General features: G+C 60.2%; 11 protein-coding genes. 1 reads left to right on the top strand and 10 read right to left on the bottom strand.

Annotated elements, in window-relative coordinates:
* Window positions 1-160: 160 nt before the first annotated feature.
* The 3 genes from AB5758_RS08965 to AB5758_RS08955 all read right to left on the bottom strand — a co-directional run bounded on the left by AB5758_RS08965 (window position 161) and on the right by AB5758_RS08955 (window position 3,045).
* Window positions 161-1,561, bottom strand: a complete 1,401-nt coding sequence (locus tag AB5758_RS08965) for a phosphoglucomutase/phosphomannomutase family protein (RefSeq protein ID WP_368141381.1) — start codon at window positions 1,559-1,561, stop codon at window positions 161-163.
* A gap of 157 nt (window positions 1,562-1,718) precedes the next feature.
* The gene (locus AB5758_RS08960) at window positions 1,719-2,612 is read right to left on the bottom strand and encodes a homocysteine S-methyltransferase family protein (protein WP_035138801.1); all 894 of its coding nucleotides are present in this window, start codon (window positions 2,610-2,612) and stop codon (window positions 1,719-1,721) included.
* A 10-nt stretch (window positions 2,613-2,622) separates the two neighbouring features.
* Entirely contained in the window at window positions 2,623-3,045 is a 423-nt protein-coding gene (locus AB5758_RS08955) for a metal-dependent transcriptional regulator (RefSeq protein WP_040359600.1), read from the bottom strand.
* Between the two features lie 120 nt (window positions 3,046-3,165).
* Between AB5758_RS08955 and pepT the strand changes: the two genes are divergently transcribed.
* Window positions 3,166-4,413, top strand: coding sequence for a peptidase T (gene pepT, locus AB5758_RS08950; protein ID WP_138113473.1), 1,248 nt, complete (start codon window positions 3,166-3,168; stop codon window positions 4,411-4,413).
* 335 nt (window positions 4,414-4,748) lie between these two features.
* Here the strand turns inward: pepT and AB5758_RS08945 are convergent, their stop codons facing one another.
* The 7 genes from AB5758_RS08945 to AB5758_RS08915 form a co-directional block, all read right to left on the bottom strand.
* Window positions 4,749-5,984, bottom strand: a complete 1,236-nt coding sequence (locus tag AB5758_RS08945; protein ID WP_006235722.1) for an LCP family protein — start codon at window positions 5,982-5,984, stop codon at window positions 4,749-4,751.
* A 12-nt stretch (window positions 5,985-5,996) separates the two neighbouring features.
* Entirely contained in the window at window positions 5,997-7,280 is a 1,284-nt protein-coding gene (gene murA / locus AB5758_RS08940; RefSeq protein WP_035138796.1) for a UDP-N-acetylglucosamine 1-carboxyvinyltransferase, read from the bottom strand.
* Between the two features lie 88 nt (window positions 7,281-7,368).
* Complete coding sequence (gene atpC, locus AB5758_RS08935) at window positions 7,369-7,761, bottom strand: ATP synthase F1 subunit epsilon (protein ID WP_006235718.1); 393 nt, start codon at window positions 7,759-7,761, stop codon at window positions 7,369-7,371.
* A gap of 3 nt (window positions 7,762-7,764) precedes the next feature.
* The gene (atpD, locus tag AB5758_RS08930) at window positions 7,765-9,219 is read right to left on the bottom strand and encodes a F0F1 ATP synthase subunit beta (protein WP_006235717.1); all 1,455 of its coding nucleotides are present in this window, start codon (window positions 9,217-9,219) and stop codon (window positions 7,765-7,767) included.
* Window positions 9,219-10,127: an ATP synthase F1 subunit gamma gene (gene atpG / locus AB5758_RS08925; protein WP_368135166.1), complete on the bottom strand. Its 909-nt coding sequence runs from the start codon at window positions 10,125-10,127 to the stop codon at window positions 9,219-9,221. Before atpG ends, atpD begins: the two co-directional genes overlap by 1 nt.
* A gap of 5 nt (window positions 10,128-10,132) precedes the next feature.
* Complete coding sequence (gene atpA, locus AB5758_RS08920; RefSeq protein WP_368141380.1) at window positions 10,133-11,731, bottom strand: F0F1 ATP synthase subunit alpha; 1,599 nt, start codon at window positions 11,729-11,731, stop codon at window positions 10,133-10,135.
* Window positions 11,731-11,979: F0F1 ATP synthase subunit delta (locus AB5758_RS08915; RefSeq protein WP_368155506.1), on the bottom strand; the 249-nt coding region annotated here is incomplete at its 5' end. The genes atpA and AB5758_RS08915, both read right to left, overlap by 1 nt.

Raw genomic sequence — 11,979 nt, 5'->3', positions numbered from 1 at the left:
ACCGGGCCGCGCGGCAAGGAGATATATTGCCAGACCGGAGGGCCCCCGCGGGCGGGAATCTGGGCGTACACATTTCCTACACATCTTGTGATCCGACTAACGTTTGCCAGCCGTTAACTACCGCTCGCCGAGCATCTCTTTATATAAGGCAGTCTCATGGTTAAAGCGGATACGTCCCCCTAGCTAAAGCACAGCCAGCATCGAGCAACTCATCACGTTCTTCCACCGAGAACCCCTCGGCGTAGACGCGCACCACTGGTTCGGTCCCGCTAGGACGGACCAGCAGCCACGTGTCATCCTCGAATGACAGACGCAAGCCGTCCATATGACTAACGTTTTGCGGCACCTTGCCACAAATCGACTTGGGGTTTACGCCCGGCAGCAGGGTTCGTAACGTTTCGGCATCTTCGGCCTCAAGGCGCAAATCGCGTCGACCGTAACTCGTCTTACCAAAACTGTCCTCGAGTTGGTCGACCAGAACGCCCAAAGGCGCGTCCGTCTTTGCCATAAGCTCACACAGAATCAGACAGGCGAGGATTCCATCGCGCTCGGGCATATGCGCGGCGATGCCGATACCACCGGCTTCTTCGCCGCCCATGAGGACGCCGCCCTTCTTCATCTCCGCCGCTATATATTTGAAACCGACTGGTTTGACGGTCACGCGGCAGCCAAGCGCCTCGGCAATGCGACGCACGAGCGTCGAGCATGAAAGATTGACGACGACGCGCCCCTCCAAATTACGAAATTGAACCAAGTCGCCCAAAACGAGCGCTATGATCTGATGCGGATGTATATATCTGCCGCGCTCGTCAACCGCGCCGATACGGTCGGCGTCGCCGTCGGTCACCAGGCCAGCGCAAGCTCCGTCCTCGATAACCGTGCGCTCGCAAGCGTCCACCCACGGTTCAACGGGGTCGGGGCAGATATCTTCTTGGTCAGACGCCTGCCCAGCGTGAATCTCGTGCACCTCAACGCCAAGCTCGCGCAGCAAGTCGGCTAGATAGCCCTGGGCTGCGCCGCCCATGGGATCGACAACCACGCGCAAGTGCGCGGCGCGGATGGCTTCGGCATCGACAAACGATGCCACCGCCTGCATATAGTCAGGAATGATATCCGCGGTGCGATATTGCCCCTCGATCCCCATTGGCTCGGGAGCCATAGTCTCTTCGAGCTCTTCGATGACATCCTGGTTGGCGGTCGAGCCGTCACCCATGCGAATCTTGAGGCACAGATAGCCCTGCGGATGATGGGACCCCGTCACCATGAGCGCGCCGCACGCTTCACCGTCATAAGCCGCCGCCCACGTAAGGGCAGGGGTCGGGACAGGTCGCGAAGCGAGCACGGCGTCTAGCCCGTGCGCTGCTAGCACGCCCGCCGCAAGCTCAGCGAACTCGCGCGCCAGGGGCCGGGTGTCGAACCCTATATATACCGTTTTGCCCGGATTGGTCTTTTGCCACAACTCGCCGACGGCATCGGCGATACGGGCAACGTTATCGGCAGTGAAGTCCTCATCGACGCGAGCGCGCCAACCGTCAGTTCCAAAATGAATTATCGCGCACACGCGCAGACACCTCACAGTGTTTGGATCATGGTACGCATGGGGTATACCCGCAACATGCACTCGGCAACCTGCCGGCACCAGCATTCACCATTTGGGCAAATGCTGCCGAGGACATGCAAGCAATAAAAAAACCGCCCCGTATGGAGCGGTTTGCCCTTTATATATCGAGCGCCTCGGCCATCGCGGCCGTAGTGATTGCCGTGGTTCCACAGCAACTGCCCACCATTGCGGCACCGGCATGTCTCCATTCGATGCATGCGCGCGCGAAAGCTTCGGGGTTCTCGTGCCATACGGGGCCATCCTGAGTCTGGACCGGATCGCCTACGTTGGGACGCACCGTGACGGGAGTAGTCGCCGATGCAACCATCCTGGGCACCGCCGCGTTCGCGGCCGCAAGCGAACAGCAATTAACACCAACCGAATTTGCGCCGTGTTTTTCGGCGTACAAAACGGCTGCCTCGATGTTGAGGCCATCGCCCAACAGGTCGCCTTTATCGTCAACGACAAAACTCACCAGAACAGGCATGCCATCGGCGGCATCTCGGGCGCCGGCAAGCATGGGCTGCAAATTACGGATAGACGTCACCGTCTCGATCAGCAGACCGTCAACGCCGGCGTTGAGCAAGGCGTGCGCCTGTTCGCGCGCAATGCCTCGGATTTCACGATACTCGGCAGAGTCCTCGGCAAACCACTCAATACCGATCGGGCCCATCGAGCCTAGCAGCAGCTGAGGGTGCGCCTGGCGGGCATCGTCGACGGCCCCGCGATTGACCTCCGCCACGGACGGCGCAATCTGGTCGTGCTTGAGGGCATAGCTCGATGCCTGAAAGGTGTTGGTAATGAGCACCTGCGCGCCGGCGGCGACATACAAGCGATGGATACGAGAAACGGTCTGCGGCTCTGCCAGATTCCAAAACGCCGGTGGAATGTCGGCGGCATCGTACTCACTCAACAGAACACTGCCCATGGGGCCCTGCGCCAACAAGGTCTCGCTCGACAAGCGGCGCGTTAGTTCCTCGGCACCAAAGCGGTTGTAATAACTCGTATCCATATATATCCCGCTATTCCTCGACGCTGATTCCCTGCTTTTCGAGATAGGCGAGCCAGCGGCTCATCGTGTCCTCGGATAGCGCATGCTCCATCATGCAGGCCTCGGAATCGGCTCGCTCAAATTCGACACCGAGCTCCTGAACCAAAAACGTGCGGATGAGGCGATGACGGTACCAGATAGCCGTGCCAACCTCGCGACCGCGATCGGTCAGGATTACCTTGCCGTAGTGCGATTGCTCGACAAGCTCGGATGCCTTGAGCGCCGAAACCGCTTTATTGACCGATGCCTTGGAGACGCCAAGGCGCTGCGCGATGTCGACCGATCGCACGCCGTTGGTTTCCCCCTCTTCGCTTTCAATGCGAACCATGCACTCCAAGTAGTCTTCGTTCGCCACCGTCAGATGTAGTTCGCGCGAGCTATTTGTCGTATCCATGATCTTCCGTCCCTTCTGCATTCAATGGCTGATTCTACCCCATCCAAGCGTCGTGGTATGCCGTGGCATACCGTGCTAGAGTTCTTGTTGCACACGACGACCAAGATTGGAGCGGTCTTTATGGAAAACACCACCACGAGCCCCGATGTCCTCGAACGCTTTTTGCGCTACGTCCAGATCAACACGCAGTCCGAGGATGCAAACTGCGACCAGGTACCCTCGAGCGCCGTTCAGTTTGACCTTGCCAACGTGCTGGCTGAAGAGCTGCGCGAGCTTGGTGCGGAAGATGCCCACGTGACCGAGCACGCCTATGTCTGCGCGCATATCCCCGCAAGTGCGGGCGCTGAGGACAAGCCCGCCCTGGGCCTGATCGCCCATCTCGACACCACCGAAGTTGCACCGGGCGCCGGCGTGAAGCCGCACATCGTGCACTACGAAGGCGGCAACCTGGTCTGCGGCACGGTTGACGGTAAACCCGTTGCCATGAGTACCGCCAAGCTTCCCGCCCTGAATGACCTCGCGGGTGAGGACCTGGTCTGCAGCGACGGCACCACGCTGCTGGGCGCAGACGACAAGGCAGGCGTCGCCGAGATCATGTCGCTTGTCGCGCGTATCGCTCAGGACCCTTCTCTGCCCCATCCCGCACTCGGCATTTGCTTCTGCCCTGACGAGGAGATCGGCCACGGAGCCGAGCTGTTGGATATCGATACCTTTGGCTGCAAGTACGCCTACACGGTCGACGGCGGCCCCATCGGCGAGCTGGAGTGGGAGTGCTTTAACGCCGCTGAGGCGACCGTCCGCTTTGAGGGCCAGTCCATCCACCCGGGCGACGCTAAGGGCCGTATGGTCAACGCAGGCAATCTGTTCTGCGACTTCAACGCGTTGCTCCCCTACGTGCAGCGCCCGGAGTATACGGAAGGCTACGAGGGCTTTTATCACCTTGAGGGTGTATCTGCGACCGTCGATCACGCCACAGCGCGCTATATCGTCCGCGACCATGACGCCGCCAAGTTCCAGCAGAAACTCGACCTTATTGATGCCGCCGCCTCGATGCTCAACCAGCGTCTGGGTGAGGAGCGTGTGACGGTCGAGATTAAGCAGCAGTATCGAAATATGGCCGAGATCGTTCGTGACTATCCCGAGCTTATTGATGTTGCCAAGGAAGCCTACCTTGCCTGCGGCGTTGAGCCCCAAGTGCTGCCGATTCGCGGCGGCACCGACGGCGCGCAGCTGTCGTTCCGCGGTCTGCCCTGCCCCAACCTTTCCACCGGCGGCTATTGCTACCACGGCGTCAACGAGTTCGTCCCGGTCAGTTCGCTCGTCAAGATGACCGATGTGCTCCAGGAGCTCGTCGCCCGCTTTGCATAAGCCTGGCTGCACAAGTCCGAAAGACGAATCGCCCCGTCCTCAACCGAGAACGGGGCGATTTTTTTGCTGCAATGTGAACAGGTTGACGCACGCCAGCCTCTTAACGCAAGGAGTGTCCCAAACTGCCGGCACAAAAGGAACGTCCCCAAGTGCCAAGTGTTCCGGCAACGCCGATGTTTTGGCAACGACAGCGAGCGGGTCGCATTTGAGACAAGGTGACGTGAAGCGAAAGGGCGCTGACCTTCTGGTCGCGCCCTTGAAGTTGAACGTCAGATTGTCCAAATGCGGCCCGCGCAGCGTCGAGTCGTTACGGCGTTTGGTAAAACGCCGTAACTCTAGTAGTTGGCCTCGTAGCCGTTACCGTCGCCGGTGGGCTCTTCGTAGTAGTCCGAATCGCTCGAATCGCTTGAGTCATCGGAATCGTCAGAGCTGACCGATGAGGTTGCGGTACCGTTTGCGTAATCGTCAGACGTGTTGTTGTTCAGGTCGCCGATCGTAGAGCTGGAACCGTCGGAAAGACCCATGGTGTTGGGACCCTTGGGATCCTTGCCGGCATCGACGCGCTCCATCATTTCCTTGAGCTCGTCCTCGTAGACAAAGACGTAGCTCACACCGTCGATCATGGTGCTGTCGTCGGCGTACGAGGGCAGGTTGGCCGAGTAGATACCGTCGACATCCATACCGCGCATGGCGTTGACCGTAGCCACGATATCCTGAACGCTCATATCGGTTACGAGCATATCGGACAGCGAATTAACCAGGCCAAAGATCTTCGTGGCATCGAAGTTATTGAGAATCTGGTTGGCAAGGGCGCCAAGCACCTGACGCTGGTGGCGCATGCGCGTGTAATCGCCGTCGGCATAGGTGTAGCGGCAGCGGGCATAGGTAAGGGCGGTGGCACCGTCCATATGCTGCTGGCCAGCGGTAATCTTAATATCCAGGTGCTCGGGGTCGTCAACATCATCGGTTGCGTTAATGTCGATACCGCCAACCGAATCAATCAGCGCCTGCATACCGTCGAAGCTGACCTCGGCATAGTGGGAAATCTGAACACCGCACAGCTCGTTGACAGCCTCGACCATGGCCTCGGCGCCGCCAACGGTATGGCAGGCGTTGATCTTCATGGTCTCGCCCTTGTACTCGACCTTGGTGTCGCGCGGAACGGAAATGAGCGTCGCCTGCTTTTGCGTGGGGTCGATGCGTGCCAGGATAATCGAGTCGGCACGGTACGTATCCTCGCCCGGACGGCCGTCGGTGCCAAGGAGCAGCACGTAGAACGGATCCTTTGCCTCATCGGTGTCAACCAGAACCCGACGCAGATTGTCGGTAATGACATTAGAATCGCCGAGCTTGCCCATAATGGTGGCAAACCACAGGCCGGCAGCGGTAGTGGCACTCAGCAGCACGCCAAGCACGACAATGAGCGCGACGTGACGAATCGTGTGGCTACGACGACGTTGACGAGCGCGCTCGGAATAGCGAGCCACGTTATCGCGACTGTAGATCTTGGCCTGCGCACCAGTTGAGGGTCTTCGGGCGGTGGTATCCGCGAGGGGCTTTTTATTAAACATAGGCAACCTGTATTAGTAGATGACGGGATCGGGGACGGTAGCATGCTCGACATGCGCGCCGAGCGCCTGCAGCTTTTCGACAAACTGCTCGTAGCCGCGCTTGATGTGATGGATGGCCGAAACCTCGGTCGTCCCGTCGGCGATCAAGCCCGCTACGACGAGGGCCGCTCCGCCACGCAGATCGGGCGAGGTAACCTGTGCACCCGAGAAGCCCTTGACGCCATGAATCATGGCATGATGGCTCTCGATACGAATGTCGGCACCCATGCGCACCAGCTCAGAGGCGAACATAAAGCGATTCTCGAAGATGTTTTCGGTAATAACGGAACTGCCGTCGGCAAGGGCGGAGAGCACCATAATCTGCGCCTGCATGTCGGTCGGGAAACCGGGGAACGGAAGCGTCTGGATGTCGACCGGCTTGATACGCTCGGCACGGTTCACATGGACGCCATCTTCGACGCGCTCGCAGTCGATACCCATGAGCTCCATCTTCTTGAGCACCATACCCAAGTGAATGGGGCAAAAGCCCGTGACATCGACACCGCGATCGTCGGCCATCAACGCACCGGCAACGATAAAGGTACCGGCCTCGATGCGGTCGCCCACCACGCGATGGGTAACGGGATGGAGCTCTTCCACGCCCTCGATGGTCACGACGGGCGTGCCCGCGCCGACAATCTTAGCGCCCATCTCGTTGAGCATGTTGGCGAGATCGACGATCTCGGGCTCGCGGGCGGCATTATCGATAACCGTGGTGCCCTGTGCGCGCACAGAGGCCATGATGAGGTTCTCGGTCGCACCGACGCTGGCGAACTCGAGCGTGACGGTGGTACCGCGCAGACCTTGGGGCGCATTAGCGTTGATGTAACCGTGGGCGGTATCGAACTCAACGCCCAGGGCCTCAAGACCAAGAATGTGCATATCGATCTTGCGAGCACCCAGGTTGCAGCCGCCCGGCATGGCAATCTTGGCGCGATGGAAGCGGCCCAGCAGGGGTCCCATGACGGCGGTGGAAGCACGCATCTTGGCAACGAGCTCGTAGGGGGCCTCCCAAGAATCGACCTGAGAGGTATCAATCTCGAGCGTGTGCTCGTCGAGAACATCGATCGTAGCGCCCATGCCCTTGAGCACCTTGCCCATCACGTGGACATCGGAAATATCGGGCACGTTCTGCAGCGTCGTCTTGCCCGGCGCCAGAAGCGTTGCCGCCATGAGTTTGAGCGCGGAGTTCTTGGCGCCCGAGACGGGCACGGAGCCTCCGATGGCGTGGCCACCCTCAACGCGGATAATATCCAAGGTCTACCCTTTCAAAAAGCATGCCCGGGGTGGCTGGGCCATCCCGGGCATGATGTGTTCGCAAATGGTCGAACGCTAAATCGTTTGACTATTGGGCAAGCTTGAGCTTACACCATGCGATTTCATTATAGAGGTAGGCGCGGCGTGCATCATCCTCCGACAAATTACCCAGCTTCTCTTCAAAACCTTGAATATCAGCTTTAAGCTTGTCGGCATCGACGGTCGCCAAATCGCAAGCGCGCTCGGCGAGAACGGTCACGACATCGTCCGCAACCTGGGCATAGCCGCCGGCCACGGCAAACGTGTGGTCGACAGTGCCCATGGCCTTATCGGAAACGCGAACGTAACCGCGGTCGATCGTGCAGATCTCGCTGGAGTGAGCAGGCAGAACACCAAACTCGCCATCCGTGGACGGAATCGACACAAACGCAGCGTCGCCCTCATAGGCGCAGCTCACGGGGCACACGATGCGGATACGCATAACCTACTTCTCCCCCATCTTGCGGGCGCGCTCGCGCACGTCCTCAATCGTGGAAGCATAGCGGAAAGCCTGCTCGGGCAGGTCATCGGCCTTGCCGTCGACAATCTCGGCGAAAGAGCGGACGGTATCCTCGACGCGGACGTAGACACCGGGGTTGCCGGTGAACTTCTCGGCGACGTGGAAGGACTGCGAGAGGAACTGCTGAATCTTACGGGCACGGTTGACCGTAAGGCGCTGCTCCTCGGACAGCTCGTCCATACCCAGAATGGCGATGATGTCCTGAAGGTCGGAGTACTCCTGCAGGAGCTCCTGGACCTTGACGGCGACACGGTAGTGCTCCTCGCCAACGATCGAGGGATCGAGAGCGTCGGAGGAAGACGCAAGCGGGTCGATAGCCGGGAACAGGCCGAGCGACGAAATGCTACGCGAAAGAACCGTGGTGGCATCGAGGTGCGTAAACGTCGTGGCAGGCGCCGGGTCGGTCAGGTCGTCTGCGGGGACGTAGACAGCCTGGACGGAGGTAATGGAGCCCGTCTTGGTCGAGGTAATGCGCTCCTGGAGGTCGCCCATCTCGGTTGCCAGCGTGGGCTGGTAACCAACGGCGGACGGCATACGGCCCAGCAGTGCGGAAACCTCGGAACCTGCCTGGGAGAAGCGGAAGATGTTGTCGATGAATAGCAGAACGTCCTGGCCACGATCGCGGAAGTACTCAGCGGTGGTAAGGCCGGCCAGACCGATGCGCAGACGCGCTCCGGGCGGCTCGTTCATCTGACCATAGACCAAGCAGGTCTTGTCGATAACGCCAGACTCGCTCATCTCGAGGAACAGGTCGGTGCCCTCGCGGGTACGCTCGCCGACGCCGGTGAACACCGAGGTACCGCCGTGCTCCTGGGCGAGGTTGTTGATGAGCTCCTGAATCAGAACGGTCTTGCCGACGCCGGCGCCGCCGAACAGGCCCGTCTTGCCGCCACGGATGTAGGGCTCGAGCAGGTCAACGGCCTTGATGCCGGTCTCGAAGATCTCGGTCTTGGTGGTGAGCTCGTCGAAACGGGGCGCTGCATGGTGGATGGGGTAGAACTCCTCCACCTCGGGCATGGGCTTGCCGTCGACGGGCTTGCCCATGACGTTCCAAATGCGGCCGAGCGTCTTGGGACCAACGGGCATCTTCATGGGCTCACCGGTATCGGTGGCGATGAGGCCGCGCTGCAGGCCGTCGGTCGAGGACATGGCGACCGTGCGGACGACGCCGCCCGGAAGCTGGCTCTCGACCTCGAGGATCGTGCTCAGATGACCGATCGGGGTCTCGGCCTCGACCGTGAGCGCGTTGTAGATCGGGGGCACCGCACCGTCAAACTTGACGTCGACGACAGGACCGATGATTCGCACGATGCGACCATCACCGGCAGTCGTCTTCTTGGTGGCTTCCTCGACCGCAAGCTTTACGGTGTTATTAGCCATTACTGTTCCTCCAATGCTGAGGCTCCGCCGACGATCTCGTTAATCTCGGTCGTGATCGAAGCCTGGCGCACGCGACTATACGTGCGGGTAAGGGTCGAGATGATCGCGGTGGCGTTTTCCGTCGCGGAGTGCATGGCCTTGCGGCGTGCACCCTGCTCGGCAGCCGCCGAATCGATCAGGGCCTGGTAGATGACCGTCAGGATATAAGACGGCACAAGCTTGCCGAGAACATGCTCGGGAGAGGGCACGAACTCGAACGTGGACGAGATGCGCTTAGGGGCGTCGGTCTCGTTCTTACGCGGACCGTGGGCCATAGCGATCATCTCGGGGTCGAGCGGCAACAGATGCTCGACGCGAAGCTCCTGATCCACGCGATTCTTGGCGTGGTGGTAGACAAGCTCGACACGGTCAAGCTCACCGGCACGATACGCATCGCAGATATGAGAGGAGATCATGCGGGCCTGATTGAAATCGGGCTCAGAGGAGTTGCCCTCAAAGTGCATGACGACGTTTTCGCGGTCACGGAAATACGTGGCCGGTTTGCGCCCACACGCGATGATCTCGCACTCGATGCCGTCGTTCGCCCAAGAAGCGGCGAGCTTTTCGGCCGTGCGCTCCACCGTCGTATTGAAACCGCCGGCAAGGCCGCGGTCCGAGGCAATAACGACAATCAGGCCATGCTTGACGTTCTCATGCTTCTGCAGCATGGGATCGGTGCCCGAACAGGAAGCGTCGCCGGCGACCGTCAACATGACGTCGGTCAGCGCCTCCTTATAGGGCTCGGCCTGCTTGGAGCGATCAAGGGCACGACGGATCTTGGCCGTAGAGACCATCTCCATCGTGCGCGTGATCTGCTTGGTCGTGGTAACCGAGGAGATTCGCTTCTTAATGTCGCGAAGGTTGGCCATGGGGCTTAGTTCTCCTCTGATCCAGAAACATCCGAATGGTGCTTGGCCATGAACTGCTGCTTGAAGTCGCCGATGACGCGCAAGAGCTCAGCCTTGGTGTCATCATCGATCTTCTTGGCGCGAACCTTGTCGAGCAGCGAGCCAAAGCCATTGTCCATGTACTCGATGAGCTCGGCACGGAAAGGCAGCACGTCGGCGATCCCCAGGTCATCCAGGAAGCCCTCGTTGCCAGCGAACAGCGTAACGATCTGCTCGCCAACCTCAAACGGCTTGTAGCGCGGCTGCTTCAGGAGCTCGGTCATGCGGGCACCATGGGTCAGCTGCTTCTGAGTAGCCTCGTCGAGGTCGGAGCCGAACTGCGTAAAGCCGGCGAGCTCCTGGTACGAAGCGAGGTCCAGACGGAGGTTGCCGGCGACCTGCTTCATAGCCTTGGTCTGCGCGTCGCCACCGACGCGGGACACGGAAATGCCCACGTCAACTGCCGGGCGCTGGCCCTGGAAGAAGAGCTCGGACTGCAGGTAGATCTGACCATCAGTAATGGAAATGACGTTGGTCGGAATGTAGGCCGAGACGTCGCCGTCCTGGGTCTCGATGATCGGCAGAGCCGTCATGGAGCCATAACCGTTCTTCTTGGACATCTTGACGGCACGCTCGAGCAGACGAGAGTGCAGGTAGAAGATGTCGCCAGGATAGGCCTCGCGTCCGGGCGGACGATGCAGCGTCAGCGACATCTGACGGTAGGCCACAGCCTGCTTGGACAGGTCGTCGTAGATGACGATCACGTGGCCGCCGGGGTTGGTCTCGCTGGCGGGCTTGCCGTCCTCGCCGTTGTACATGAAGAACTCGCCGATAGCGGCACCGGCCATAGGCGCGATGTACTGCATAGGGGCGGAATCGGCAGCGGTGGCCGAAACGATGATGGTGTAGTCGAGCGCACCGTGCTGAGCGAGGGTCTCGCGGATGTTGGCAACCGTGGAGGCCTTCTGGCCGATGGCTACATAGATGCAGACCATGCCCTTGCCGCGCTGATTGAGGATAGCGTCGATGGCGATGGCGGTCTTACCGGTCTTACGGTCGCCGATGATGAGCTCACGCTGACCGCGACCAATAGGCACCATGGAGTCGATGGCCAACAGGCCGGTCTGAACCGGCTCGCACACCGGGGTACGGTCGATGACGCCGGGGGCCTTGAACTCGATGGGGCGACGATGCGTGGCGACGATGTCGCCAAGGCCGTCGATAGGTTGGCCGAGCGGATTGACGACGCGGCCGAGCATGGCGCGGCTCACAGGGATATCCATAATGCGGCCAGTGGTGCGGCACTCGTCGCCTTCCTTGATGGAGTCGACGGCACCAAACAGAACGGCGCCGACCTCGTCACGGTCAAGGTTCTGGGCAAGGCCGAAGACGGTCTCACCGGTATCGGAGCTCTTGAACTCCAGAAGCTCGCCTGCCATGGCGCTCTTGAGGCCGGAGACGCGCGCGATGCCGTCGCCTACCTCGTCGACCGTTGAAACCTCATGCGTATCGACCGTCGCGGAGAGGCTCGTGAGCTGCTCCTGCAGTTTCTTGGCGATATCCTGGGCATTGAGGGTTTCGGACATTAGGCTTCACCTCCGTACGAATTAGCAGAGTTTGCGAGGGTCTCCTGCGCGATGCGCAGCTGCGTCTTGACGGAAATGTCACGACGCTCGCCGCGGGCCTCGAGCACCAGGCCGCCCACGATAGACGGGTCGACCTGCTCGATAAGGAATACCTTGCGGCCGAAGTCCTGCTCGCATTTCTTAGTGATGGTTTGACGCAGCTCGTCGTCGAGCGGGATCGCCGTGGTGACGGTCACGCCCACTACATC

The organism is Collinsella aerofaciens (assembly GCF_040926405.1).
GTDB lineage: Bacteria > Actinomycetota > Coriobacteriia > Coriobacteriales > Coriobacteriaceae > Collinsella.
The sequence above is the reverse complement of the archived record's forward strand: the minus strand, read 5'-3'. Positions and strand labels throughout refer to the sequence as shown.